Genomic DNA, 25,655 nt, shown 5'->3' on the forward strand with positions numbered 1-25,655 from the left:
GGTGCCGGGTCCGGCGCCGTCCGCAATTCAGCCAGCGGATCCACTGCGGGTGGAGCCCAGACCGGCTACTCCTCGAAATACAGCGGGAAGTGCGTCGCACAGCCCGGGTTGAACCCGGCGCCGCAGGCGGGGCACACGGTCGCCGCGCGGTACGAGTCGATGCTCAGTTCCGTGCGGCAGACCCCGCAGAGGATCGCGTTCTCCTGCCACTTCTCCCTCGGCCAGCGCAGCACCGGATGTGTCTCGTCCTCGGCGTGGCAGGAATAGCAGGGGTAGTAGCGGTCACAACAGCGGAACCGGATCGCGACGACATCCAGTGCCGTGCTGTAGTGCACACAGCGGGTCTCGCCGTCGACCTTCCGGCCGTGGACAACTGGAGCCAGAACCATGCGCCCTACTCGTCGAGCGCGAGTTCTTTCGGCAGCTCGAGCTCCTTGGCCGAGAGCTCCTCCACGTTGACGTCCTTGAAGGTCAGCACGCGCACGGACTTGACGAAGCGATCGGACCGGTAGACATCCCAAACCCACACGTCGTTCATCGTGAGTTCGAAGTAGAAGTCGTGCTCGGTGTCTTGGCGGACGAGTTCGACCTCGTTGGCCAGATAGAAGCGGCGTTCGGTCTCCACGACGAAACGGAACTGGGACACCACATCGCGATATTCGCGGTACAGGGCCAGTTCGACCTCACGGTCGTAGTCTTCGAATTCGTCGTCGTCCATGCTGCGCCAATCCTACTCGTCGATCTCAGGCTGCTGCTTCAGCCAGGTGTGCCGGTGCATCGCGGTCGCGCCGAGCGCGGCGATCGCGGCGAAATGGCCTGCCGACCCGTACCCCTTGTTGCCGGCCCACTCGTATCCGGGCGTCGTCGCATCCGCGTCGATCATGATTCGGTCGCGGAAGACCTTGGCGACGACGGATGCTGCGGCGACCGACGCGCAGTCGCGGTCTGCCTTCACCTGCAGCAGTAGCGGGAGGCTGCTCGACAGGGCCGGGTTGAGCCAGTCGAACGCGCCGTCGAGCAGGATGATCGACTCGCGAATCTTCGCGCCGCCAGTGTGCAGCCGGGTTAGCGCCCGCTTGCCGGCGAGTCCCAGGGCTGCGGTGAGTCCGAGGGTGTCGACCTCGAGCGCCGACGCGAGGCCGACCGAGGAATGCCGTGCCCACGCCGCCGTGAGCGGCGCGAGTTCCTCACGCCGCTTCTGGCTGAGCAGCTTCGAGTCACGAAGGCCGAGCGGGAACGGTCCGCAGGCGAGGTCAACGACGGCGAGACCGACGGCGACGGGGCCGGCAATCGCCCCCCGACCAACCTCGTCGCAGCCGATGACGTAGCGGTGGCCCTTCGCGTGGAGGCCGGTCTCGACCTCGAGGGTCGGATCAGACACTGCCATCATGATGGCGGCCTAGTCCGGTTCGACCCCGACGCCGCGGAACGTGTCGGGGTAGTTGTCAATCCAAGACCAGTGCACCGACGGCCAGGTGATCACAAAGGCGCGGCCGACGAGGTTGTCGATCGGCACGAAGCCGCCGCCTGGCGTCTCGGTGTTGTAGCGGGAGTCCTTAGAGCTGTAACGGTTGTCACCCATCACCCAGAGCGATCCCTCGGGAACAACCTGCGAGAAGTCGTCCCCCGACACTTTCGACACGCCCTCGGGCAGGTTGAGATAGGGCTCGTCGAGCGGTGCTCCGTTGACCTCCATCTGACCGACCGGGTTGCAACACATGACGGTGTCGCCGGGGAGTCCAACCACTCGCTTGATGAGGTGGTCGTTGCTGTCGGAGGCGCTCAACCCGATCGTGGTGAGGAACCAGGCGATGCCCCCGACGACAGGGTTCACGTCCGTCTGCTCCTGCGGCGGAAGCCACCCACCCGGGTCACGAAACACAACCACGTCACCCCGCTGCAGCGGGACGACATCCGGCACGAGCTGGTTGACGATGATGCGGTCGTTGACCTGCAGCGTGTTCGTCATCGAGCTAGAGGGGATGTAGAAGGAGCGGATCAGGAAGGTCTTGATGCCAACAGAGATCACGATCGCGGCGACGAAAATGATGACGATGTCGCGGACGAACAGCTTGATGCTGCGCGATCGTCGATTGCGGTCCTGTGCCGTGCGCGGGGGGCGCGGCGAAGGATCTGTTTGTTCCATTAAACCCCTGAGCTCCCCACCATGTTACGTGGTGGGGAGCTCAGAAAAGACTGGGGCTGTGGGCTGGCGCTTAGCGCTTTTCCTTGATCTTGGCCTTCTTGCCACGAAGGTCGCGCAGGTAGTACAGCTTCGCGCGACGCACCGCGCCGCGGGTGACGACCTCGATGTGGTCGATGACCGGGGAGTGCACCGGGAAGGTGCGCTCGACGCCGACCTGGAAGCTGACCTTGCGCACACAGAAGGTCTCGCGGACGCCTTCGCCCGAGCGGCCAATGACGACACCCTGGAAGACCTGGATGCGCGAACGCGTGCCTTCAACAATGTTGACGTGCACCTTGACGGTGTCACCGGCGCGGAATTCGGGGATGTCGTTGCGGAGTGAGGCCGCGTCGACGTGGTCGAGGATGTGCATGAATATTCGCTCTCTGTAACCGCCACGGGTCGATCACGTTCTGGATGCTGCATGAAGGAGTGGGTGTGCCCATGATTTGCTGGCCCCCCTGTGGCAGGGCCGTGCAGAACGCACAATCCATAATTCTGTCACAGTCGACCCTGCCGCCGCCACTCGTGGGAGGTCAGCGCTCGGAGGGATCGATTCGGATGACGTCGCCGTCGGTGGGAGTGACTCGGGTCGCGCGGTACTCGCCCTGCGGTAGTGCGACATGATCGAGGCTCGCGAAAACCGTCTCCACCCGTCGCCTCGCGGCGACCATGAGCTGCCAGAGCGCGACGCCGAACACCGCGAGCGAGGCCAGAGCGAGAAGCCCGCCGGTGAGCCCTGCGGCCAGTTCCGCCGACTGAGCGACGAAGACGCCGTAGACGATCGCGATCAGATACCACGCGCCGAGCGAGATGACATCCGTCCAGGACAGGGCCTTGGTCGTCCGTACGGACTTGCGCGCCCACGTCACACCCAGCACAACGATCATCGATACGGTGAGTGCCGGCCAGGCGAGGAACACCAGCAGGTCCTGCGTGCCGAGGCCGGACGGGGAGATGCTCCTGGCGATCATGATCCAAGTGGGCAGCACAACGATCGCCGCGAGTTGGACCCAGTAGAAGGCCCGTCGTAACCACATTGTTCAAGCGTACAGATGGTTCGCGCAAGAATGGCTGAATGATTGAGCTACGAACCCCTGCCGAGATCACCGAGATGCGCGCGGCGGGATCCTTCGTCGCTGACGTGCTCAGCGAGCTGACTGCGGCATCCGCGGTCGGCGTCAACCTCCTCGATCTCGATGCGATCGCCCACCGGGCGATCCTGGCGAGGGGCGCCGAGAGCTGCTACATCGACTACCACCCGTCATTCGGGGCAAGCCCGTTCGGCAAAGTGCTCTGCACTTCGGTCAACGATGCGGCGCTTCACGGTCTGCCCCACGACTACAACCTGCTCGACGGCGACCTTCTGAGCCTCGACTTCGCGGTGGGTGTGGATGGCTGGGTCGCTGATTCCGCCGTGACGATAATTGTCGGCACTCCTCGGGACGAGGATCTGCGCCTCATTGAGGTGACCCAGGCAGCACTCGATGCTGGCATCGCCGCAGCAGTCCCCGGAAACCGGATCGGCGATATTTCGGCGGCGATCGGTGCGGTCGGACGCGCGGCCGGGTTCACGATCAACACTGACTTCGGTGGGCACGGCGTCGGACGCACAATGCACGGCGACCCGCACGTGCCTAATGACGGACGACCGGGTCGCGGGTTTCCCCTGCGCGCGGGTCTCGTGTTCGCGATCGAGCCGTGGCTCATGCACACGAGCGACCGTGTGTTCACGGATCCGGATGGCTGGACGTTGCGCAGCATGGATGGATCCCGAGCCGCTCACGTCGAACATACTGTCGCAGTGACCGACGACGGACCACTCATCCTGACTGCGCGCGGCTGAGACGGTTCTCGCCAGCGGGGCCTGGGTCGGCGGGCATGGCCGGGCGAACCGCTCGCGTCGAGTTAGGGCGATGAGCTAAACACCGACGCTTTTCGCGCGGGTGATACGCCCCGCCGAGAATTGTTGACCGTCGTCAACCCGTCAGCAGGGGCCGCCCGAGATCGTGCGGTTCAGGCGGGCCCGTCCGCCTACCCGCCCATCGTCGGCGGTTGCGGCGCGCCCAATCAGGGCCGCCCGCCCCATGTCGGCCAGCCCCACGCCTCCCGGCAAGGCCACCCATCACCGGCTGGTCCGACCTCCCGGCAAGGCCACCCATCACCGGCTGGTCCGACCTCCCGGCAAGGTCACCCATCACCGGCAAGCCCCACGCCTCCCGGCAAGGCCGCCCAGCGTCGCCAATGCGGCCCGGCGCGTTCGGTCCGGTGCAGCTTGCCCGTTGCCGCGTGTACTGCCGGGGGCGACTGTCGGGCTCGGCTGCCCACTAAGTCGTCCTCATGGTGCCACCTGCCGTTCGCCGGTCATGCCTTCACGCTCTCGGCCAGGGATAGCGCGTCGGTCAGCTGGCTTTTTTTCTGGTGATGGTGGTGATGGTGGGTGTTTTGCTGGGGAGTGGGATGAGGGTTTGGGTGGGGTCGATGGTTGTGGGTGGTTGGAGCCAGTAGTTGTTGTTGGTGTTGATGATTTCCCAGTGGTTGTCGTGGAGGAGGAGGTGGTGTCTGCGGCAGAGGAGGATTCCGTTGTCGATGTTGGTGGGTCCGTTGTCTCTGTCCCAGTGTTTGATGTGGTGGGCTTCGCACCAGGAGGGGGGTCGGTCGCAGGAGGGGAACATGCAGCCTCCGTCGCGGGTGGCGAGGGCGATGCGTTGGCGGGCGGTGAAGTGGCGTTTGGTGTGGCCGACGTTGAGGCATTGGCCGTCGTCGTCGAAGAGGACGGGGATGTGTCCGGTGTCGCAGAGGTTGCGCTGGATGGTCTCGATTGAGATCGGGTCGAGGGTTCCCTCGATCCATCCGTGGTCGGCGCTGATCCCGGGCAGCAGCGGCAGCACCGGTGGCGGGGGTGGCTGGGGTGGGAGTGGTTGCAGGGATTGAGATGGCTGTGGCGTGGGGGCCGGCGATGCTGGGAGCGCGAGCGGGTCGACGTCTGGGGTGCGGTCGCCGGGGACGCTCGCGGTGCTGGTGCTGGTGCTGGTGCCGGCATTGGTGCCGGTTTCGGTCGCCACTCCGGTGCCGGTGCTGGTGCTGGTCGGCGTGCTGACGCGGGTGGCGGCGATGAAGCCGGTGCCGGTGCTCGCGTCGGTGCTTGTGCCAGTGGTGGGTGTGGTGTTGGTGGTGAGGTCTTTTTTGGTGATGATGAGTCGGACGGCGGGGCGGCGGGAGCCGAACATGGTGCCGGGGTCGGCGTCGGTGGCGATGCGGATCATGCCGATCAGGGCGTCGGCGAGGATCTGCTCGTCGGTGCGGGGGTCCTCGACCAGTTTCTGGGCTTTGGCTTTCTCTTCCGGATCGATGAATCGGGGTCCGCCGCGTCGCGGGGACAGGATCGTGGACAGGGCCGAGTCGAGCAGGGCGCCGTCTTCGGGGTGCAGGTGCCAGATGCCGTGGTGCATGCCGTCGGCGGTGCGCCATTTCCGCACTGCGCGCAGGTCGTACTGCTCCTTCTCCCGCCGGCGGATGCCCTCGCTGTCGAGCTCGTCCCGCAACCGCCGGGCGAGGCGTTGCACCTCGTCCGCACCCAGCACCCGACCGGCGCCGGCACTACCGGGGTTACCGCGGGGTTACCGCGGGGTTACCGGGGTTACCGGGGTTACCGGGGTTACCGGGGTTACCGGGGTTACCGGGGTTACCGGGGTTACCGGGGTTACCGGGGTCGCCGGGGTTGATGGCGGTGATGAGGTGTTCCGCGGCGGCGGTGAGCTGCTCGGCGGTGACGGCGTCATCGATCCCGCCCAACCCGCGCCGGATTGCTTCGGCCCCATCGAGGGAGAGGAGCCCGGCGGCGACCGCCCGCGCGATCGGCGCCTGCCATACCGGCATACCGACCGGGAAACGCGGATCCGCAGTGGACGCTGGGCCGGCCGGGGAGCCCGGATCGAACACCGGCGCACCAGCGGTCGGCGCACCAGCGGTGGGCGTGCCGCCGGTGGCGGTGGGATCGGCGGCGGCGAGGGCTTCGGCGGCTTCGGTCTCGGCGAGCAGGGTGCCGATCTGGACCAGTTTCGCGGCCTCGGCCCTGGTGCTGCCGGAGATCGATTGGATCAACGCCTCCGCGCTGACGAACCCGGCACTGATCGCCAGCCCGGCATGACCCAGGGCCCGGTCGGAGTGCTTCGCGATCGCCGCCGCGATCCACGCCGCATAGGTATCCACCGCACGACGCAGCGCGGTGACCGAGCGTTGCGCGGCGAACAGGGACGCATCATCCAGGGCCGTGAACTCCCCCGCGCACGCCCCAAGGCCAGCGACGGTGTCAGCCGTGTCGCGGAGGGTGTTCGGGAGCTGTTCCATGCCACAATTCTCCCACTTCGAACACACTTTCGAAAGAGGAAATGGCTGATGGGGATAAGAATCTTTCCACAAGGGCTGTGCAGGAGAAGACGCGGCGCAGGAGAGCACCCGGCGCAGGGGAAGACGCAGCGGAAACGCACCGAACTTGACGCGGTGGGACAGCACGCGGCGCGGGCTGGACTAGTCTCCGCGCGCCACGCACGAGAGGCGGCGCCATAAGGGACCAGCCGCAGACCCCGCCCGGCCCGGAATGCCCTCACCAGCGTGGCCCGACCACCCCCAACCCAGTGGAGGCACACTCGGTCGGCCGCGATGCGGCCCGGAGGCTAAACGGCAGGCGGAAGCAGGTCCGGGCGCACCCGACGGGTGCGCTCGAGTTGCTGCTCGCGGCGCCACGCCGCGATCGCGCCGTGGTTACCGCTCAGCAACACCGGGGGCACCTCGAGGCCACGCCAGGCGGCTGGCTTGGTGTAGCTCGGATACTCGAGCAGCCCGTCGGAGTGGCTCTCCTCGACGAGGCTCGCGGGGTTGCCGACGACACCGGGGATGAGACGGCCGATCGCCTCGATCATCGCCATCGTTGCGATCTCGCCGCCGTTGAGCACATAGTCACCCATGCTCACCAAGCGCACCCGCGCGCGCGTGGACGCGTAGTCGACGACGCGCTGGTCGATGCCCTCATACCGCCCGCACCCGAAGATCAGCTGGCGTTCGGTCGCGAACTCCTGTGCCATAGCCTGCGTGAACAGCTCTCCCGCCGGCGATGGGAAGATGATGACGGGTTCGGTGACGCCCCGTGCCTCGCTGGCGTAGAGGATGCTGTCGACCGCGTCGCCCCAGGGCTCCGGCCGCATGACCATGCCCGCTCCCCCGCCGTACGGTGTGTCGTCGACGGTGCGGTGGCGGTCGTAGGCATAGTCGCGCAGGTCGTGCACGCCCAGCCCGATGCGTCCGGCCTGTCTGGCCTTGCCGAGCAGGGACACGTCGAGCACCGAGAAGAACTCCGGGAAGATCGTCACGATGTCGATGCGCATTGCTTCCACCTAGACGGTCGCCTCGGGAGCCGGATCTTCCTCAGTCGTCGACACGTCGTCGGGGAGCTCGACGTCGGGCAACTCCTCCTCGGGCAGGTCTTCGAAGAGTCCGGGTGGCGGGGTCATCGTCACCGTTCCGGTCTTCACATCGACGGCGGGAACGAACGCCTTCACGAATGGGACGAGCACCTCAGCGCCCGACTCTGTCGTGACGAGGAGCAGATCCTGTGACGGGAAGTGGTCGACGCGGCTCACGACGCCGATCTTGACGTCATCGCGAATTACCGCGAGGCCGACGAGCTGGTGGTCGTACCAGGCATCATCCTCGGCCGGAGATTCGGCGAGGTCCTGATTGACCCACAGGATTGCCTTGATGAGTGCCTCGGCCGCCGAGCGATCGGGCACGTCCTTGAAGAATGCGACAGCGTGACTGTTGTACCACTTGAGCTCGATGAGCTCGAGGTTCTTCCCGTGCCAGGGTGACGAGGTAGGCACCTGCAGCTGGAACACGGACCCCGGAGCGAACCTTCGCTCCGGGTCATCCGTGTACAGCTCGACCTTGATCGCGCCTTTGAGTCCGTGCGCCTTAGTGAGGCGCCCGACCCGCAGCTGCGTCTGGCCCGTGGGGGACTGACTAGAAATCGGTATCCACCACATCGACGCGCACTCGCTTGCCATCGGCGATCGCCGAGACGAGAGTGCGGAGCGCCTTCGCGGTGCGGCCGGCGCGCCCGATGACACGACCGAGGTCCTCGGAGTGCACTCGCACCTCGAGGACGTCGCCGCGCGGGGAGTTCTTTTCCACGACCTGCACGTCGTCAGGGTGATCGACGATCCCCTTGACTAGGTGCTCAAGCGCTCCGGCCAGCACTGGCTACGCCTTGTCGGCGTCGACCGACGCTGCAGCGTCAGCCTCGGGTGCGGCGGCCTCGTCGGAAGCCTCGGCGACGGGCGCTTCTTCTACCTTCGGGGCGGGGGCGGGGGCTTCGGCCTTGGGCTTGAGCACCGCCTTCTTCTTCTCGTCGACCTGGAAGACAGCCTTCGGCTCGGCGACCTTGACGGTGCTCACGGCATCCTTGTCGCCCTTGAAGCGGCCCCAGTCACCGGTGAGCTTCAGCAGCGCGGCGACCTGCTCGGTCGGCTGGGCGCCAACGCCGAGCCAGTACTGCACACGGTCGGACTTGACCTCGATGACCGAGGGCTCCTGCGTGGGGTGGTAGATGCCGATCTCTTCGATGGCACGGCCGTCGCGCTTGGTGCGCGAATCGGCGACGACGATACGGTAGTAAGGAGCGCGGATCTTGCCCATGCGCTTCAAACGAATCTTTACAGCCACAATTCTCCTGAGGTTTCTTAAGTGGTTGAACTGATGGCGTGAGCGTGGGGGCACACTCGACACGAGCTCGAAGGGAATCCGTCGCTGCCTGATTAGAGGGTCGGGCATGCGAGGACTCGACTGACCATTCTGTCAGAGAATCGGCCCACGCGGGAACACCCCGTTCGATATACCCGTCAGCGCACGCGTGAGCGGCGGCGCGACAGGCCGACCCCGGCGAGGCACACTCCTCCGCCGACGATCGCGGGCACGGTCGGCACCTCCGCGAACACGAGGAACCCGAGCACGATGACGAGCGGCGGAACAACGTAGGTCGAGATGCCGAGCTGGCCCGCCGGCATGCGCGAGAGGGCATAAGCCCAGGTGCTGAACGCGAGCGCGGTGGGCACGGCCCCGAGATAGACCGCGCCTGCGACTGCGGATGCTGGAGCGTCGCGCACGTCGGCCGCAAGCTGCCCTACGAACGGCAGGCACGCGACCGCACCGATCGTGCAGCCGAGCCAGGTGACCTGGGCTGCGGGGAGCCGCCGGAGGGCGGGCTTCTGCAATAGAACACCGATTGCGTAGGTGACCGCCGCGGCCAGGCACCAGAGCACCCCCGACCCGTCGCCGAGGCTTCCGCCGCCCGAGCCCAAGCCGATCATGAGCACCCCGGAAAACGCGACGCCGGCGCCGATCGCGAGCCACCTGCTGATGCCCTCCCCGAGGAACAGTCCGGCTCCGAGGGCGATGAGCACCGGGCCGATGTTGACGATCATCGCGGTCGTCCCCGCGTCGAGGGTCTGCTCGGCGATGTTGAGTGCGATGTTGTAGACCCCGAACCAGGCAACGCCGAACCCGGTGATCAGCATCCACTCCCTGCGGGTCGGCGCGACCCAGCGGCGGCCGATGAGCAGGAGGCCGAGCAACAGCGACCCGACAAGCAGCCGCGCAAGCGCAAGCCCCCCGCCCGAGAAATGCGGGCCGACGCCGCGAATGACGATGAACGCGCTCGCCCAGGCAACGATCGTGACGAGGATGGCGAGGAGCACAAGCGGGGGAATTCCGCCGACGGGTCGGACGGGCGGCACGGGCGCTCGGAGGGTCACGGAGCAACGCTATCCGCATCCGGACCCCAACCGATGCGAAAAACGGAGCGCGTCCTGCCGCGCCGGTGCAAGATAGAACGAGGGGCGCCCGGTGAGAGGCGCACCCCTGACGGAGGTGGCACCGTGCGGATCGACTTCGCGAAGTCCGAGCGCTCGACGCTCGGCATCGAGTGGGAACTCGCTCTCGTCGACCACGCGAGCGGCGAGCTCGCACCGGCTGCACCCGAGATCCTCGGCGCGGTCGAGCTGCCCGACGGCCTCGACAACCCGCACATCACCGCCGAGCTGCTCACCAACACGGTCGAGATCGTAACGGGGGTGCACCGCACCGTCGCCGACGGGGTGGCCGACCTGATGCGGACGATCGATGCCGTGCGGGAGGTCGCCGACCCGATGGGGGTCGAGCTCATGTGCGCCGGAACCCACCCATTCAGCCAGTGGTTCATGCAGCAGGTCACCGACAAGGAGCGCTACCAGACCCTCATCGACCGCACCCAGTGGTGGGGGCGGCAGATGATGATCTGGGGGGTCCACGTGCACGTCGGCATCGAGGACCGCGACAAGATCATGCCGATCATGAACGGCCTGCTGAGGTGGTTGCCGCACTTCCAGTCCCTGTCGGCGTCAAGCCCGTTCTTCGCCGGCGAGGCGACCGGCTACGCGTCGAGCCGGGCGATGCTCTTCCAGCAGTTGCCGACCGCCGGGCTGCCGCCTCAGTTCGGGGCCTGGGCAAACTACGAGGGCATGGTCGACGACATGCTCCACGTCGGGGTCATCGACCACTACAACGAGCTTCGCTGGGACATCCGTCCCTCCGCCCGCTGGGGAACGCTCGAGATGCGGGTCTCCGACGGCCTCGCAACCACGCAGGAGGTGGGCGCGATCGCGGCCCTGACCCAGTGCCTGGTCGAGGAGCTCTCGACGGCGATCGACCGCGGCGAGGAGATCGCGACGATGCCCTCGTGGTTCGTGCGCGAGAACAAGTGGCGTGCCGCGCGCTACGGGCTGGATGCGATCGTGATTCAGGATGCCGCGGGCAACGAGCTTCCGGTGAGGGACGACCTGCGTGACATGGTCGTGCGCCTCGAACCGATCGCCGCGCGGCTTGGCTGCCTCGACGAGCTTGCAGGCATCACCTCAATCCTCGAGAAGGGGGCGAGCTACCAGCGGCAGCTGCGCGTGGCGGAGGCGACCGGTGGTTCGCTCAAGGCCGTGGTGGCGTCCCTCGTGAAGGAGTTGCGCGACGGCCTCCGCTAGCCCCGCCCGGCCTCCCAGCTAACGCACCCCCGCGGCGACACGGTGGTCGGCCGCAACGAGATCCGCGCACCGCTCGCCGATCATCATCGTCGTGATGTTGGGGTTCACTGTGGTGAGCTGCGGCATCACCGAGGCGTCGGCGACGCGCAGCCCCGTCACACCCTTGACTCGCAGCTGCGGGTCGAGTGGAGACATCGCGTCGTCGGCCGCTCCCATCCGCACGGTCCCAGCGGGGTGGTAGACGGTGTTGTGGGTCGCCGTGATGTACGCGGCGATCTGCTCGTCGGTCTGCACCTCGACGCCGGGGTAGAGCTCCTGCCCCGCCCATTCGGACATCGCGCTCTGTCCGACGATCTCGCGCGCCTTGCGGATGCCGGCGATCATCACCCGCATGTCGTGCGGGTCGGTGAAGTAGCGCGGGTCGACCTTGGGCTTGTCGCGGTAGTCCCTGCTGCGCAGCGTGACCGTTCCGCGCGAGCGGGCGTGAGTGACGTTCGGGGTCAGGCAGAAGCCGTTCTCGGTCGTCGGATAGCCCTGGCGAGCCGTGTGCATGTCGAACGGCACGCTGCCGTAGTGGAACATGAGGTCCGGGCGATCGAGGCCGTCCTCGGTGGTTGTGAAGATCCCGATCTCCCACCACTGGGTTGAGGTCGTCGGCATCGGCTGCTTGGCCTCCCACTGGATGACACCCTCCGGGTGGTCCTGCAGGTTCTCGCCGACTCCGGGGGCGTCCACGCGGACCGGGATGCCGTGCTGGCGCAGCTGCTCCGCCGGCCCGATGCCCGAGAGCATCAGTAGCTTGGGCGAGTCGATCGCGCCGGCAGAGAGAATGACCTCGATGCGCGCCGTGATGGTGGTGGTCTTGCCGAACCCCGAGTCGACGACGTCGACGCCGACGCACCGGTTGTTCTCGTCGAATCGCAACTCCCGCGCGCGCGTCTCGGTGAGCAGGGTGAAATTCGCCCGGTCCGCGATCGGGTGGATGTACGAGACCGATGATGAGGCGCGCGTGCCGTCGGCCTGTCGGTTGATCTGGAAGAAGCTCGCGCCGTTGACCACGGTGTGCCCCGAGTTGAACCGGGTGCGCGGGATGCCCGCCTGCTCGCATGCGTCGAGCAGGGCGATGCCGGACGGATCCTTCGCGGGGATGTTCATTAAGTGCACCGGTCCGTCGTGGCCGTGGTGCTCATCCTGGTCTTCGTTGGTCTCGAGTCGCTGGTACAACGGGAAGCAGCTTGCCGCGTCCCACCCGACGGCCCCGTGCTTCGTGGCCCAATCGTCGAGGTCCTCCGCCGGCGCCCAGAATGCGATGCAGGAGTTGTGACTCGAGCATCCGCCCATCACCCGTGCGCGGGCGTGGCGCATGAACGAGTTGCCGTGAGCCTGCGGCTCGATCGGGTAGTCCCAGTCGTAGCCGGATTCGAGCAGTTCCATCCACCGGTCGAGGCGCAGGATGGCGTCGAGGCCGCGATCGTCGGGACCCGCCTCGATGAGGGCAACCTGCACGGCAGGGTCCTCGCTGAGCCGCGCGGCGACAGCGGCGCCCGCTGAACCGCCGCCGATCACGACGTAGTCGAACTCGGTCGAAGTCACTGCTGAGGAATCGATGGGGTGCCCTTCGTTGCGGTGTCGGTGCCGGAGAACCAGCCCGTGACCTGGGGGTTGATATTCTGGTAGACGTGCTTGGCCTCGTGGTATTCGGCCAGGCCCATCGGGCCGAGTTCGCGACCGACTCCGGACTGGCCGAAGCCGCCCCACTCGGCCTGGGGCAGGTAGGGGTGGTAGTCGTTGATCCAGATCGTGCCGTGGCGGAGACGATTCGCGATGCGCTGGGCGCGGCCGGCGTCCTGCGTCCAGACGGCGCCAGCGAGGCCGTACACCGTGTCGTTCGCGATCAGCACGGCCTCGTCCTCGGTCTCGAAGGTTTCGACCGTGACCACCGGCCCGAAGGCCTCGTCGATGACGACCGACATCCCGCGCTGCACCTCATCGAGAACGGTCGGAGTGAAGTAGAAGCCCTTGGCGAGGTCCCCCTCGCCCCAGGTGCCACCGCATCGGAGGCGAGCCCCCTCGGCGATACCCTTCGCGACGTAGGCGGTCACCTTGTCGCGGTGGGCAGCCGAGATGAGGGGTCCGGTCTCGGCATCCGGGTCGAACGGCCCGCCGAGTCGAATGAGCTGGGCGCGTCGCACCAGTTCATCGACGAATTTTTCGGCGATGGATGCCTCGACGACCAGTCGTGCACCGGCCGAGCACACCTGGCCGGAGTGCACGAATGCGGCGTTGAGCGCGTTGTCAATGGCGGCATCGAAGTCGGCGTCGGCGAAGATCACGTTGGGGTTCTTGCCTCCGAGCTCGAGGGCGACCTTTTTGACGGTCGCTGCCGCGGAGGCCGCGATGACCTTTCCGGTCTCGAGCCCGCCCGTGAACGACACCATGTCAACGTCGGGGTGGCTCGACAGTGGAGCGCCGGCGACGGCGCCCGCTCCGAGCACGAGGTTCGCGACGCCGCGCGGGAGCCCCAGGTCGTGCAGCAGCTGCATCATGAGAATCGCCGTGTGGGGGGTCAATTCGCTCGGCTTGAGGATGATGGAATTCCCGGCGGCCAGCGCCGGAGCGATCTTCCATGCCGCCTGGAGAAGAGGGTAGTTCCACGGGGAGATGAGCCCGCAGACGCCGACCGGTTCGTACTGGATGCGGCTCACGACGTCACTTGTGCCCGCGTCGACGATCCGACCGGCATCCTGCCCCGCAAGCTTGCCGAAGTAGGCGAAGCAGGCGGTGATGTCGTCGATGTCGATTTCGCTCTCGATGATGCGCTTGCCTGTGTCGAGGGTCTCGGCACGCGCGAACTGGTCCTTCCGATCGCGTAGCCCAGCCGCCACTCTCAGCAGAAAGTCGCCGCGCTCCGGGGCGGGCACGGCCGACCAGTCGCCGCGGTCGAATGCGGCGCGCGCAGCCGCGATCGCGGCCTCGACGTCGGCCGTTGTCGCCTCGGATACGGTTCCGACGAGCTCACCGTCCGCGGGGCAGTGGATGTCACGCGTGCCGCCGTCGGCCGAGGCGACCCATTCTCCGTCGATGAAGAGGGTGGATGTGGTGCTCATTGATGCCTCCGTTGGATGCGTGAATTGTGGACGTGTTCGGCGCTCAGCCGGACGTCACTGCCGTGTTACCCGGTTCCTCGCGGTTGAGGTGGAGGAATTCGAGGTGCGTCTCGTAGTGGTCGAGCACGTCGGCGATGACCTGTTCCTTGGTGTAGCCGAGGAGGTCGTAGCCGCGGCTGCCTTCGAGGGAGAAGACCTCCATGCGGTAGTACCTGTCTTCGGCCGATGCGGCGCGCACGGCGAAGGAGGGGGTGTCGTACCTCACGGGGCGGATCTCGTACTGGAAGCCGCGTTCCTCTCCCATCGACACGAGGAGCTCGATGTGCGGAATCTTGTACTCGTTGATTGTCCCCTGGGTGAGTGTGACGTCGGCGCCCTTTTCTACAAGCTCCTCGTGCACCTCGCGCAGGGCCGGGCCGGCGATGTTTTCGACGAAGCGCTCAGCCTGGCGGGCGGTGGGGTAGCTCATCGCCTTTGCCAGTCGCTGGCGCCAGTTTCGTCCGCGGGCGGAGTCCCCCGCGCGACCCGAGAGCAGCCCGGGCAGGCTCGACTGGTAGCTCTCGGTGAGAGATTTCTCGACCTTGAGCGCCCGGTAGAGGCCGAGCATGATGAAGATGATCACCACCGAGAATGGCAGCCCCATGATGATCGTCGCGTTCTGCAGCGTCGGAATTCCGCCGACGGCGAGCATCGCCAGGGTGAGCGCACCGGTCGTGATCGCCCAGAACAGGCGCAGCCACTTGGGCCCGTCGGTCTCTGTGCCCTTGAGTCGGGAGGTGAAGTTCGACATGACGAGCGCGCCGGAGTCGGCCGAGGTCACATAGAACAGCAGCCCGGTGAACGTCGCGATCGCGGCGGTGATCGGGGTTCCAGGGTATTCGGCGAGCAGCGAGTAGAACCCCCGCTCCGGGGTATTCATCGCCACCTCACCGAATTCGGAGTTGCCGCCCATCACGATCTCCAGGGCGCTGTTCCCGAAGATCGAGATCCAGACGAGGATGAACACGAAGGGCACGATGAGCGTGCCGAGCACGAACTCCCGAATGGTGCGCCCGCGGGAGATCCGTGCCAGGAACAGCCCGACGAACGGAGACCAGGCGATCCACCAGGCCCAGAAGAACAGGGTCCAGCCGCTCAGCCACGCGTCGGGGCGATCGTAGGCGAACGTCTCGAGGGTCAGCGCCGGGAATCGGCTCAGCATGTCGCCCGTGTTGAGCACGATCGCGTCGAGCAGGAAGCTCGTCCCTCCGGCCACGAGCACGAAGAGCATGAGGCCGATGGCGAGGAGCACGTTGAGCTCGGCAAGCCGGCGAATGCCCTTTTCGACACCCGACACAACGGAGATCGCCGCCATGACGATCGCGAGTCCGATGAGGGCGGCCTGGAAGGCGAGGTTCTCGGGCAGCCCGAACATGAAGTTGAGCCCGAAGTTCAGCTGCGCCACTCCGATGCCGAGCGTCGTCGCGATGCCGAAGATCGTGCCGAGCATGGCGGCGATGTCGACGGTATCGCCGATGGGCCCATGGATCTTCTTGCCGAAGATCGGGTACAGGGCGGAGCGGATGCTCAACGGCATGTTGTGACGGTAGGCGAAGTACGCGAACGCCAGGCCCATCAGTGCGTAGAGAGCCCACCCGGTGATGCCGTAGTGGAACAGCGTCCACACGATCGCCTGCCGCGCTGCCTCGACGGTCTCGCCGGGACCGGTCGGCGGCGCCAGGTACTGGGTAACCGGTTCGGCGACGGAGAAGAACATGAGGTCGATGCCGATACCGGCGGCGAAGAGCATCGCCGTCCAGGTGAACATACTGAACTGGGGGCGGGAGTGGTCGGGACCGAGCCGCGTGCGACCCACCCGCGAGAAAGCGGCGACGACAACGAAGACGACAACAATCGTAACCAGGAGGATGTAGTACCAGCCGAGGTTGGTGGATACCCATCCCACGAGCGTGCCGATGACGTCGGTCGCGCTGTCGGGCGCCGCGATGACCCACGCGACAATGCCGAGGATACCGATGGACGATCCGAAGAAGACCGGCTTGTTCAGCCGGGTCTTCGTGTCTGCTGGCGGTCTTTCAGGTGATTCTGGCGAGCCGTTCGTGCCGTTATCGTCGCGTGTTGCGTGACTCATTTCGCCCCTTGGCTGGTTGAAGTGAGATGTCGTCCGACATCGCCTCGAGTGGGGCCCCAGGGGCTAGGAGGCGGCGGACTCACGACCATCCTAGCAACAGCCCCCATTTAGGGGGCAACTAAATTGGGGGGCACGTGCGCTCTCGGCGCGGCCGCGGATCAGGCGGCGGCGGCGTTCTTCTCGTCGCGCCAGGCGAGCCAGTCGTGCACAACTGCCAGATCGTAGTTCGGGCCGCTGATGCCGAGCGTGAAGAGCGTCGTTCCGAGCGCGAGCAGCTCGTCAGCCGTTTCGACTGTGCGGTTGCGGAGCTCATTCGACACCTCGATGGCGGCGAAGTCGCGACCGATCTCGCCGCACCAGCCCTCGAGCACCCCGAGCTTGTGCTCGAGTGTCGGCACGTCGGCGAAGCTGTGCCAGATGTCGGCGTGCGTCGCGACGATCTTGAGCGTCTTCTTCTCGCCGCCGCCGCCAATCAGCACCGGGATGTCGCGGGTCGGGGGCGGGTTGAGCTTGCCCCAGCGGTCCTCGATGAGCGGGAGGTCGCGGGCGAGGGCGTTGAGCCGGGAGCCCGCGGTGCCGAACTCGAAGCCGTACTCGTCATAATCACGCTCGAACCAGCCCGATCCGGTGCCGAAGATAAAGCGGCCGGTGCCGCCCTTGGCGCTGATGTGGTCGATCGTGCGGGCCATGTCGGCCTGCAGGTTGGCGTTGCGGTAGCTGTTGCAGTTGACGAGCGCGCCCAGCTCGACGCGGCTGGTCTGCTCGGCGAGTGCCGCAAGCATCGTCCAGGACTCGAAGTGCAGCCCGTTCGGGTCGCCCGACAACGGGAAGAAATGGTCCCAGTTGAACAGGATGTCGACGCCGGCGTCCTCAAGGGCCGCCGCGGTGTCGCGGATCACCTCGTAGGGCGCGTGCTGGGGTGCGACCTGCACCCCGATGCGGACGGGACGGGCCTGGGCAGCGGGGGATGCGGTCATCTCCCCAGCCTAGATCGACGTGGCACGCCGCGTCGCGTCCCTCGGCCAGCACGGGCGCCCCGAGCAGCCAAGGGCCACGGCGAGGCGCGAGGCGCCCCGGCTACTTGCCGAGGAACTTCTGCAGCGAAGCGAGCTCCTCGGGCGACGGACCGCCCTCTTTCGCACCGCCGAGACCGAACCCGGAGCCGGATCCGGGTGTCACCGGCTTCGCACCGGCGGCGAGCGCGGCGTTCTCCGCCGCACGCTTGGCAGGGTTGCCCGACTTCGAGCCCTTCTTCTTGGGCTGCTGCTTGCCGCGACCGCCGCCGAAGCCGGCTCCCGGCATGGGACCGACGCCCGGCATCTGCGGCATCTGGCCCTTGGCGACGGTCTTCATCATCTTCGCCGCCTGCTCGAAGCGGTTGACGAGAGCATTGACCTCGGTCACGGTCGTGCCCGAGCCTCGGGCAATACGCACGCGGCGCGAGCCGTTGAGCACCTTGGGGACCCTCCGCTCCTGCAGCGTCATCGACTGGATGATCGCCTCGGTGCGCGTGATCTCGCTCTCGTCGAAGTTGTCGAGCTGCTCGCGCATGCCCTTCGCGCCGGGCAGCATCCCCAGCATGCTCTTGATCGAGCCCATGTTCTTGAGCTGCTGCATCTGGCCGAGGAAGTCCTCGAGGGTGAAGGTGTCGGTCGCGAACTTCTCCGCGATCTTGAGCGACTCCTCCTCGTCGAAGTTCTTCTGCGCCTGCTCGATGAGGGTGAGGATGTCACCGAGGTCGAGGATGCGGCTGGCCATGCGGTCGGGATAGAACGGCTCGAAGTCGCCGAGCCCCTCGCCCGTTGACGCGAAGATGATCGGACGACCGGTGACGGACGCGACCGAGAGGGCCGCACCACCGCGCGCGTCGCCGTCGAGCTTCGTGAGCACGACGGCAGTGAAGTCGACGCCCTCCTGGAACGCCTTCGCCGTGGCGACGGCGTCCTGGCCGATCATGGCGTCGATGACGAAGAAGACTTCGTCGGGGTCGATGGCCCGGCGGATGTCGGATGCCTGCTTCATGAGCTCGGCGTCGACGCCGAGGCGGCCGGCGGTGTCGACGATGACGATGTCGTACTGCTTGTCGCGCGCGAACTTCACGGCATCCTTGGCGACCTTCACCGGGTCGCCGCCCTTGGGTCCTCCGAAGAACCCCCGGCTCGGCGCGGCATCCTCGCCGCTCGTGTTGCCGGGCTCCGGCGCGTAGACGGCCACGCCCGCCTGCTCTGCGACGACCTGCAGCTGGGTCACCGCGTTCGGGCGCTGCAGGTCGGCCGCGACGAGCAGCGGCGTGTGATTGTCGGCCGCGAGCCACTTGGCGAGCTTGCCGGCGAGAGTGGTCTTTCCTGCGCCCTGCAGGCCGGCGAGCATGATGATGGTCGGGGCGGTCTTAGCGAACTGGATGCGCCGCGCCTCGCCGCCGAGAATCGCGATGAGCTCGTCGTTGACGATCTGCACGACCTGCTGGGCGGGGTTGAGGGCCTTCGAGACCTCGTCGCCCAGAGCGCGCTCGCGCACCTTGCCGGTGAACTCCTTCACGACCTCGAGGGCAACGTCGGCGTCGAGCAGGGCGCGGCGGATCTCGCGCACCGTGCCGTCGACATCCGCGGGAGTGAGCTTGCCCTTGCCGCGAAGACTCTTGAAAGTTTCCGCGAGGCGGTCAGTGAGGTTTCCGAAGGTGGCCATGGTGCGACCAGTTTAACCCGCACGGGCGGGGTTCGAACGCGAGTTGCGCCGCGCGCGTAGGCTCGGCCCGTGCGCTTCGGAATTGTGATCCTCCCGCAGGAACCGTGGGCCGCGGCCCAGGATGCGTGGAAGGGCGCGGAGGCCTTCGGGTTCGACCATGCCTGGACCTACGACCACCTGTCCTGGCGCTCGCTCGCGAACGAGCCCTGGTATGCGACCGTGCCGACCCTCACCGCCGCGGCCGTGGTGACCGAGCGGATCAGACTCGGCACCTTCGTGTCGTCACCGAATTACCGGCATCCCGTGCCGTTCGCGAAGGAGATCGCGACGCTGGACGACATCTCCGGCGGCCGATTCATCCTCGGGGTCGGATCGGGTGGAACGGGATTCGACGCCTCGGTGCTCGGCCAGGGCGAGCTCAGCCCGCGCGATCGCCACGAACGGTTCGCCGAGTTCGTGACCCAGCTCGACCGGCTGCTGCGGCACGAGGCCGAGGGGGAATCGGGCTTCGACCTCGACGGCACCTGGTTCACGGCATCCGGTGCACGCATGGTGGGCGCGCCGGCGCAGCAGCCACGCGTGCCGTTCGTGCTCGCCGCAAATGGGCCGAAGGGTCTGGAACTCGTCTGCCGGCACGCCGCCGGCTGGGTGACGACCGGCGCTGACGGCAAGGTCGGCGAGCCATGGTGGGGGTCGATCGCCGCACTTTCGGCACGGCTCGACGACGCCGCAGACTCCTCCGGGCGCGACCCGGCGAGCATCGACCGGTACCTTTCACTCGATTCGGGCGGCTCGTTCTCGCTCACGAGCATCGGCGCGTTCGAGGATGCCGTCGGCCGGGCCGCCGAGCTCGGGTTCACCGACGTCGTGGCGCACTGGCCCAGGCGTGAGGGCGTCTATGCCGGCTCGACGGGCGTTCTCGACGATGTCGCCGCCCTGATCGCCGGGCGCCGGGCCCTGCCCCCTACTCTGGAACGATGACGACGATTCTCAGCTTCAATGGCGCTACCCCCTCCGTCCCGGAATCGGCGTGGGTCGCGCCGAACGGCACCCTCATCGGCAGCGTCACCCTTGGCGAGGAGGCGAGCGTGTTCTACGGAGCGGTGCTGCGCGGCGACGTCGACTCGATCACGATCGGTGCGAGGAGCAACATCCAGGACAACGTGTCGATCCACTGCGACTCTGGCACCCCGACGACCGTCGGCTCGGGGGTCAGCGTCGGGCACTCCGCGGTTCTGCACGGCTGCACGGTCGAGGACGACTGCCTCATCGGCATGTCGGCGACGGTGCTCAACGAGGCCGTCATCGGAACGGGCTCGCTCGTCGCCGCCGGTGCCGTCGTGCTCGAGGGCACCATCATCCCTCCGGGGTCGCTCGTCGCCGGGGTCCCCGCGAAGGTCAGGCGCGAACTAACGCCGGACGAGATCGCCAAGGTGAGGCACAACGCGACGCACTACGTCGAGCTCAGCCGGGCGCACCAAGGTCTCACCTCCTGAGCCGGCGCGCGCGGCTCAGACTGCCGGGGCGAGCAGGCTCAGGAGGTTGATCGCCGCGAGAAACACGCACGGCACCATCACGACCATGGTTGTGACGCCGGTCGCGCGGGTGCGCGGCATCGCAATCGCCCAGATCGAGGCGACGAGCCCCAGCGCCGTCGCGGTGATCGCGAAGGGCGCGAACGTGCGCCCGGCCTCGACGACACCGATGCTGCCGAGCCCGAGGATCACGAGAAACACGAGCGGCGCGACGATCGCGAAGAACACGGCCGCGAAGGCGACGGTACGCGAGACCGGTGTCGGTGGGTCCGGATCGCGCTTGACCATCAACCGACCAGCTTCTGCACGAACACGTGCGGGGTGAAACCGGTGAGATCGCCGATGCCCTCGCCCTGCCCGACGAGCTTGATCGGGATGCCGGTCTTCTCCTGCACCGCGATTACGAATCCGCCCTTGGCCGACCCGTCGAGCTTCGTGATCACGAGGCCCGTCACTCCGGCGTGCTGGATGAAGGCCTCCGCCTGGGCGACCCCGTTCTGCCCCGTCGTCGCGTCGAGCACAAGAAGCACCTCGGCGATGTCGGTCTGCTTCTCGACGACCCGGCGGATCTTGCTCAGCTCGTCCATGAGCCCGCTCTTGGTCTGCAGCCGCCCCGCGGTGTCGATGAGCACGATGTCAATGCCCTCGCGCTGGGCCCGCTCGACGGTCTGGAAGGCGACCGAAGCGGGGTCCTGTCCGTGCTGCTGCGGGCGCTGGATGGCCGCTCCCCCGCGCTCGGCCCACGTGGCAAGCTGCTCGACGGCGGCGGCCCGAAAGGTGTCGGCGGCGCCGACGATGACGGTGCGGCCGTGGCCGGTGAGAAACTTGGCGAACTTGCCGATCGTCGTCGTCTTGCCGACGCCGTTGACACCGACGACAAGCACCACCGCGGGCCGCGCGCTCAGGGTCAGGGTGGGGTTGAGTCGGGCGAGCCTCTCCTCGAGCGTCTCCCGCAGCATCCTCTTGAGGTCGACGGGGTCGGTCGTGCTGAACCGCCGCACCTGGGCGCGCAAGTGCTCGATGACCTCGTCGGTGATGGTCGAACCGAAGTCGGCCCTGATGAGTGCATCCTCGAGGTCCTCCCACGTCTCGTCGTCGATCGTCGCCTTGGCGAACATACCGCGCAGGGCACCGCCGAGGGACCACGGGGTTGAACGGTCAGCCATATCGCAAGCCTAACGGCGCGAGCAGCCCCGGCCGGCGGGTGCGTAGGCTGTCGGCGTGACTGAGAACTCTGAAACGACCGTGACGATCGCCCTGACCCGCCATGGGGAGACCGACTGGAACGCGGCGGGACGGATGCAGGGCACCTCAGACATCCCGCTCAACGACACCGGCCGGGAGCAGGCGCGCGCCTCGTCGGAGCGCTTCGTCGGCGGCGGCTGGCATCACGTGGTCACCTCGCCGCTGTCGCGGGCGTCGGAGACCGGCCGCATCATCGCCGACGGACTCGGCATCGCCATGTCCGGTGTGTACTCCGATCTGCAGGAGCGTCACTACGGAGAGGCGGAGGGCCTCACCGACGCCGAGGCGGCCGCGCTGTGGTCTGACGGCGAGTTCCCGGGGCTCGAATCCCGCGACGACGTCGCCGATCGGGGCCTCGACAGCCTCGTCGACATCGCGCGCGACCTGCACGGCTCGGCCGTCATCGTCGTCGCGCACGGCACCCTCATCCGCGAGGTGCTGCGCCGACTCACGAGTGTGCCGATTCCCTCCATCCTCAACGGGGCGACGAGCATCGTCGAGCGCTCCGGGGGCAGCTGGCGGGTCATCACCGTGAACGACGAGCCCCTCGACGACGAGCCGCTCAGCGACCAGGGAGCCTGACCCCTGTTCGGGGGGACAAGCGCGAGGGAATTGCGTAGCCTCAACTCAGGAGGTACGCGAAGATGACGAAGTTTGGTTTCCACGCATCTCACGAACAGGTGCACCCGAGCGCGCTGATTGCCGCGGTGCAGCGGGCCGAGCAGGCCGGCTTCGATGCGGCCATGTGCTCCGACCACCTCGTGCCCTGGAGCGAGCGGCAGGGCCATTCGGCATTCGCGTGGGCGTGGCTCGGCGCCGCACTGCAGGCGACGGCCCTCTCTTTCGGCGTCGTCAACGCGCCCGGGCAGAGGTACCACCCGGTGATCATCGCGCAGGCGATCGGCACCCTCGAGGCCATGTACCCCGGCCGGTTCTGGGTCGCGCTCGGCAGCGGCGAGGCGGCCAACGAGCACGTCACGGGCCAGGGGTGGCCGCGCAAGGAGCTGCGCAACGCCCGACTGCGGGAGTGCGTCGACATCATCCGCGCGCTGCTCGACGGCGAGGAGGTCAGCCACGACGGCCTCGTGACCGTCGATCGCGCGCGCCTCTGGACCAGACCGGAGACCCCACCCCCGCTCGTGGCCGCGGCCGTGAGCGTGGAGACGGCGACGTGGGCGGCCGAATGGGCCGACGGGCTCGCCACGATCGCCCAGCCGGTCGAGAAGCTCCGCGACATGATCGCCGGATACCGGGACGCCGGGGGCAGGGGTGAGCTCGCGCTGCAGGTGCACGTGAGCTATGCGGAGACCGATGCCGAGGCGCTCGCCATCGCCCACGACCAGTGGCGCAGCAACGTCTTCGCACCTCCGCTGTGCTGGGACATCGACTCGGTCGAGGCCTTCGACGAGGCCTCGAAGCATGTGAGCCCGGAGCACATGCGCTCGTCGGTTCTCGTCTCATCGGACCCGGCCGAGTACGTGCACCAGCTTCGAGAGTGGTCCGAGCTCGGGTTCGACCGCATCTACATCCACCACGTCGGCCAGGAGCAGTCGCGGTTCATCGACGTCTTCGGCGAGCACGTGCTGCCCCAACTGAGCGGAGTGAACGCATGAGGATCACCGATACAAGCGACCTGTGGTGGAAGACTGCGGTCGTCTACTGCCTCGACGTCGAGACCTTTCTCGACTGGAACGACGACGGGATCGGCGACTTCGCCGGCCTCGCCCAGCGTCTGGACTACCTCTCCGAGCTCGGCGTAACCTGCCTGTGGCTTATGCCGTTCTACCCGACCCCGAACCGCGATGACGGCTACGACATCACCGACTTCTACGCCGTCGACCCCCGGCTCGGGCATCTCGGCGACCTCGTCGAGGTCATCCGCACGGCGCAGGACCGCGGCATGCGCGTGATCGCCGACCTCGTGACCAACCACACCTCGGACAAGCATCCGTGGTTCGTGAAGTCCCGCTCGAGCCGCACCTCGCCCTACCGCGACTTCTACGTGTGGCGCGACGAGCCACCCGCGGACCAGGCGGCCCCGGTGTTCCCCGACCAGGAGGACAGCAACTGGGAGTATGACGCGAAGACCGAGCAGTACTACCAGCACATCTTCTACAAGCACCAGCCCGACCTCAACATCACCAATCCCGCCGTGCGCGACGAGATCGCGAAGATGATGGGGTTCTGGCTCGAGCTCGGGCTCTCAGGGTTCCGCGTCGACGCAGTGCCCTTCATGCTCGAAACCGAGGCGGTGATCGGCGGCGACAAGGCGCTTCCGGACCCCCACGAGTACCTGAGGTCGCTGCGGTCGTTCCTGGGACGCCGCTCCGGCGAGGGGGTGCTTCTCGGCGAGGTCAACCTGCCGCGGGAGGACCAGCAACGCTTCTTCGGCGGGGACGATGGCGACGAACTCACAATGCAGTTCGACTTCATCTCGATGCAGAAGATGTACCTCTCGCTTGCGCGGCAGGACGCAGGTCCGCTGGTCGAGGCGTTGCTTTCCCGGCCCGCCGGCTCGTCGGACTCCCAGTGGGCAAACTTCGTGCGCAATCATGACGAGCTGACTCTGGACAAGCTCTCCGATGAGGAGCGGGACGAGGTGTTCGCGGCGTTCGGCCCCGAGAAGCGGATGCAGGTGTACGGACGTGGGCTGGTGCGGCGGCTACCGCCGATGCTTGAGGGTGACCCGAGGCGCGTGCGGATGGTCTACAGCCTGCTGTTCTCGCTGCCGGGCACCCCCGTGCTCTTCTACGGCGAGGAGATCGGCATGGGCGAGAACCTCGAGCAGAAGGGCCGCCTCGCGGTGCGCACCCCGATGCAATGGAACAGCGGCAAGAACGGCGGATTCTCGGATGTCGCGCCGTCGCGCCTAGCGAGCGCCGTCGTCGAGGGCGGTTTCGGCCCCGCGCACGTGAACGTCGAGGACCAGCGCCGCGACCCGGATTCGCTTCTGGTCTTCATCCAGACCCTCGTGCGGCATTACCGCAATGCGCCCGAGTTCGGCTGGGGCACCTTCGCGGTGCTCGAGCAACCTCACAGCGCGATCTTCGCCCATTCGCTGACCTGGGAGGACCGCCGCATCGTGGCGGTGCACAACTTCTCCGCCGAGACGACCGAGGTGCCACTCACCCTCGAGATCGAGGGTGAGTCGTTGCTGCTCGACCTCATCAGCGGCGACCAGGTCGACCTCCCCTCGACCGGGAAGACGAACATCACGCTCGACGGCTACGGTTACCGCTGGCTCCGTGTCGTGCGAGCCGGCGACACTCACCGGTACTGACAGGAGGCCGCGGCGGCCCCCTGCCCCCCGGCATCCGCGTCTCCGACGATTGTGACGTCGACGAGCGAGCCGGCAGTGCACACGCGCAGCCGGCCAAGGGTCGCTCCCTCCATCGTCAGCTCCGACCACCACGCCCGGGTGCCGAGGTCGACCTCAACAGCGCGCGGGTCGGCTGGCGCGAGGCAGCCGAACTCCCCGGAGTCGAAGTCAGATGCGTAGGCGATCTGCAGCGACGCGTCGAGCGCATCGGCACTCCACCGGCAGTGCCGCGAGTCCGCCTCGATCGCGACGTCATCGATTCGGCTGATGCCGTTGCGGCCCGCTCGCACCTCCGTGCCGAAGATGGTCTCGAGATCGGATGCGGAGAAGAGCGCGCACGGCTCAGCCACGAGCACCTAGGGCTGGCACCGGGGCTATATCTG

The 25,655-nt window shown here is 67.2% G+C and carries 28 protein-coding genes; 7 read left to right on the forward strand and 21 right to left on the reverse strand.

The window, feature by feature from the left end:
• Positions 1 to 65 precede the first annotated feature (65 nt).
• The 6 genes from BHD05_RS14480 to BHD05_RS14505 all read right to left on the reverse strand — a co-directional run bounded on the left by BHD05_RS14480 (position 66) and on the right by BHD05_RS14505 (position 3,225).
• Positions 66 to 389, reverse strand: a complete 324-nt coding sequence (locus BHD05_RS14480) for a CHY zinc finger protein (RefSeq protein WP_161887058.1) — start codon at positions 387 to 389, stop codon at positions 66 to 68.
• A gap of 5 nt (positions 390 to 394) precedes the next feature.
• Complete coding sequence (locus BHD05_RS14485; protein WP_161887059.1) at positions 395 to 718, reverse strand: DUF2469 family protein; 324 nt, start codon at positions 716 to 718, stop codon at positions 395 to 397.
• Positions 719 to 730: 12 nt separating this feature from the next.
• Positions 731 to 1,387, reverse strand: coding sequence for a ribonuclease HII (locus BHD05_RS14490; protein ID WP_161887574.1), 657 nt, complete (start codon positions 1,385 to 1,387; stop codon positions 731 to 733).
• Positions 1,388 to 1,399: 12 nt separating this feature from the next.
• Entirely contained in the window at positions 1,400 to 2,146 is a 747-nt protein-coding gene (gene lepB / locus BHD05_RS14495) for a signal peptidase I (RefSeq protein ID WP_161887060.1), read from the reverse strand.
• A gap of 70 nt (positions 2,147 to 2,216) precedes the next feature.
• Complete coding sequence (rplS, locus tag BHD05_RS14500; RefSeq protein ID WP_161887061.1) at positions 2,217 to 2,558, reverse strand: 50S ribosomal protein L19; 342 nt, start codon at positions 2,556 to 2,558, stop codon at positions 2,217 to 2,219.
• 163 nt (positions 2,559 to 2,721) lie between these two features.
• Positions 2,722 to 3,225, reverse strand: coding sequence for a hypothetical protein (locus BHD05_RS14505; protein ID WP_161887062.1), 504 nt, complete (start codon positions 3,223 to 3,225; stop codon positions 2,722 to 2,724).
• Positions 3,226 to 3,263: 38 nt separating this feature from the next.
• On the opposite strand from BHD05_RS14505, the gene map reads away from it, so the two are divergent.
• Entirely contained in the window at positions 3,264 to 4,031 is a 768-nt protein-coding gene (gene map / locus BHD05_RS14510) for a type I methionyl aminopeptidase (RefSeq protein WP_161887063.1), read from the forward strand.
• Between the two features lie 556 nt (positions 4,032 to 4,587).
• Here map and BHD05_RS14515 read toward each other — a convergent pair.
• The 7 genes from BHD05_RS14515 to BHD05_RS14540 form a co-directional block, all read right to left on the reverse strand.
• Complete coding sequence (locus BHD05_RS14515; protein WP_202614234.1) at positions 4,588 to 5,769, reverse strand: HNH endonuclease signature motif containing protein; 1,182 nt, start codon at positions 5,767 to 5,769, stop codon at positions 4,588 to 4,590.
• Positions 5,770 to 5,794: 25 nt separating this feature from the next.
• Positions 5,795 to 6,535: a hypothetical protein gene (locus BHD05_RS15810; protein WP_202614392.1), complete on the reverse strand. Its 741-nt coding sequence runs from the start codon at positions 6,533 to 6,535 to the stop codon at positions 5,795 to 5,797.
• 326 nt (positions 6,536 to 6,861) lie between these two features.
• On the reverse strand, positions 6,862 to 7,569 hold the full coding sequence (gene trmD, locus BHD05_RS14520; RefSeq protein WP_161887065.1) for a tRNA (guanosine(37)-N1)-methyltransferase TrmD: 708 nt from the start codon (positions 7,567 to 7,569) through the stop codon (positions 6,862 to 6,864).
• 9 nt (positions 7,570 to 7,578) lie between these two features.
• Positions 7,579 to 8,247: a ribosome maturation factor RimM gene (gene rimM, locus BHD05_RS14525; protein WP_418763816.1), complete on the reverse strand. Its 669-nt coding sequence runs from the start codon at positions 8,245 to 8,247 to the stop codon at positions 7,579 to 7,581.
• Positions 8,204 to 8,440, reverse strand: coding sequence for an RNA-binding protein (locus BHD05_RS14530; RefSeq protein WP_161887066.1), 237 nt, complete (start codon positions 8,438 to 8,440; stop codon positions 8,204 to 8,206). Before BHD05_RS14530 ends, rimM begins: the two co-directional genes overlap by 44 nt.
• Positions 8,441 to 8,443: 3 nt before the next feature.
• Complete coding sequence (gene rpsP, locus BHD05_RS14535) at positions 8,444 to 8,905, reverse strand: 30S ribosomal protein S16 (RefSeq protein ID WP_161887067.1); 462 nt, start codon at positions 8,903 to 8,905, stop codon at positions 8,444 to 8,446.
• A gap of 176 nt (positions 8,906 to 9,081) precedes the next feature.
• The gene (locus BHD05_RS14540) at positions 9,082 to 9,993 is read right to left on the reverse strand and encodes a DMT family transporter (RefSeq protein ID WP_236966566.1); all 912 of its coding nucleotides are present in this window, start codon (positions 9,991 to 9,993) and stop codon (positions 9,082 to 9,084) included.
• 123 nt (positions 9,994 to 10,116) lie between these two features.
• Between BHD05_RS14540 and BHD05_RS14545 the strand changes: the two genes are divergently transcribed.
• A complete protein-coding gene (locus BHD05_RS14545) occupies positions 10,117 to 11,250 on the forward strand; it encodes a glutamate--cysteine ligase (RefSeq protein ID WP_161887068.1) in 1,134 nt (377 codons plus the stop codon).
• Positions 11,251 to 11,268: 18 nt separating this feature from the next.
• Here BHD05_RS14545 and BHD05_RS14550 read toward each other — a convergent pair whose 3' ends face one another.
• From BHD05_RS14550 to ffh, 5 genes are all read right to left on the reverse strand, one after another.
• Positions 11,269 to 12,843 carry a GMC family oxidoreductase gene (locus BHD05_RS14550; protein ID WP_161887069.1) on the reverse strand — a complete coding sequence of 525 codons (1,575 nt, stop codon included), beginning with the start codon at positions 12,841 to 12,843 and terminating at the stop codon, positions 11,269 to 11,271.
• A complete protein-coding gene (locus BHD05_RS14555) occupies positions 12,840 to 14,357 on the reverse strand; it encodes an aldehyde dehydrogenase family protein (protein WP_161887070.1) in 1,518 nt (505 codons plus the stop codon). Before BHD05_RS14555 ends, BHD05_RS14550 begins: the two co-directional genes overlap by 4 nt.
• A 43-nt stretch (positions 14,358 to 14,400) precedes the next feature.
• Positions 14,401 to 16,488 carry a choline BCCT transporter BetT gene (gene betT / locus BHD05_RS14560; RefSeq protein WP_161887071.1) on the reverse strand — a complete coding sequence of 696 codons (2,088 nt, stop codon included), beginning with the start codon at positions 16,486 to 16,488 and terminating at the stop codon, positions 14,401 to 14,403.
• A 158-nt stretch (positions 16,489 to 16,646) separates the two neighbouring features.
• Positions 16,647 to 17,465 (reverse strand): LLM class F420-dependent oxidoreductase, encoded by an 819-nt coding sequence (locus BHD05_RS14565; RefSeq protein WP_161887072.1) that lies wholly within the window; start codon positions 17,463 to 17,465, stop codon positions 16,647 to 16,649.
• 100 nt (positions 17,466 to 17,565) lie between these two features.
• The gene (gene ffh / locus BHD05_RS14570; RefSeq protein ID WP_161887073.1) at positions 17,566 to 19,173 is read right to left on the reverse strand and encodes a signal recognition particle protein; all 1,608 of its coding nucleotides are present in this window, start codon (positions 19,171 to 19,173) and stop codon (positions 17,566 to 17,568) included.
• Between the two features lie 69 nt (positions 19,174 to 19,242).
• On the opposite strand from ffh, the gene BHD05_RS14575 reads away from it, so the two are divergent.
• Positions 19,243 to 20,154 carry an LLM class flavin-dependent oxidoreductase gene (locus BHD05_RS14575; protein WP_161887074.1) on the forward strand — a complete coding sequence of 304 codons (912 nt, stop codon included), beginning with the start codon at positions 19,243 to 19,245 and terminating at the stop codon, positions 20,152 to 20,154.
• A complete protein-coding gene (locus BHD05_RS14580) occupies positions 20,151 to 20,669 on the forward strand; it encodes a gamma carbonic anhydrase family protein (RefSeq protein ID WP_161887075.1) in 519 nt (172 codons plus the stop codon). Before BHD05_RS14575 ends, BHD05_RS14580 begins: the two co-directional genes overlap by 4 nt.
• Before the next feature lie 15 nt (positions 20,670 to 20,684).
• Here the strand turns inward: BHD05_RS14580 and BHD05_RS14585 are convergent, their stop codons facing one another.
• Both BHD05_RS14585 and ftsY read right to left on the reverse strand, forming a co-directional pair.
• Positions 20,685 to 20,999 (reverse strand): hypothetical protein, encoded by a 315-nt coding sequence (locus BHD05_RS14585; protein ID WP_161887076.1) that lies wholly within the window; start codon positions 20,997 to 20,999, stop codon positions 20,685 to 20,687.
• The gene (gene ftsY / locus BHD05_RS14590) at positions 20,996 to 21,874 is read right to left on the reverse strand and encodes a signal recognition particle-docking protein FtsY (protein WP_161887077.1); all 879 of its coding nucleotides are present in this window, start codon (positions 21,872 to 21,874) and stop codon (positions 20,996 to 20,998) included. The genes BHD05_RS14585 and ftsY overlap by 4 nt, the downstream gene beginning before the upstream one ends.
• Before the next feature lie 55 nt (positions 21,875 to 21,929).
• Here ftsY and BHD05_RS14595 point away from each other — a divergent pair, with 55 nt between their 5' ends.
• The 3 genes from BHD05_RS14595 to BHD05_RS14605 all read left to right on the forward strand — a co-directional run bounded on the left by BHD05_RS14595 (position 21,930) and on the right by BHD05_RS14605 (position 25,233).
• Entirely contained in the window at positions 21,930 to 22,535 is a 606-nt protein-coding gene (locus tag BHD05_RS14595) for a histidine phosphatase family protein (protein ID WP_202614235.1), read from the forward strand.
• A gap of 62 nt (positions 22,536 to 22,597) precedes the next feature.
• Positions 22,598 to 23,566 carry a TIGR03885 family FMN-dependent LLM class oxidoreductase gene (locus BHD05_RS14600; RefSeq protein WP_161887078.1) on the forward strand — a complete coding sequence of 323 codons (969 nt, stop codon included), beginning with the start codon at positions 22,598 to 22,600 and terminating at the stop codon, positions 23,564 to 23,566.
• The gene (locus BHD05_RS14605) at positions 23,563 to 25,233 is read left to right on the forward strand and encodes an alpha-amylase family protein (RefSeq protein ID WP_161887079.1); all 1,671 of its coding nucleotides are present in this window, start codon (positions 23,563 to 23,565) and stop codon (positions 25,231 to 25,233) included. Before BHD05_RS14600 ends, BHD05_RS14605 begins: the two co-directional genes overlap by 4 nt.
• Here the strand turns inward: BHD05_RS14605 and BHD05_RS14610 are convergent.
• Positions 25,221 to 25,622, reverse strand: coding sequence for a hypothetical protein (locus tag BHD05_RS14610; RefSeq protein ID WP_161887080.1), 402 nt, complete (start codon positions 25,620 to 25,622; stop codon positions 25,221 to 25,223). The genes BHD05_RS14605 and BHD05_RS14610 overlap by 13 nt on opposite strands.
• Positions 25,623 to 25,655 lie beyond the last annotated feature (33 nt).

This window comes from Marisediminicola antarctica, from assembly GCF_009930795.1.
Taxonomy (GTDB): Bacteria; Actinomycetota; Actinomycetes; order Actinomycetales; family Microbacteriaceae; genus Marisediminicola; species Marisediminicola antarctica.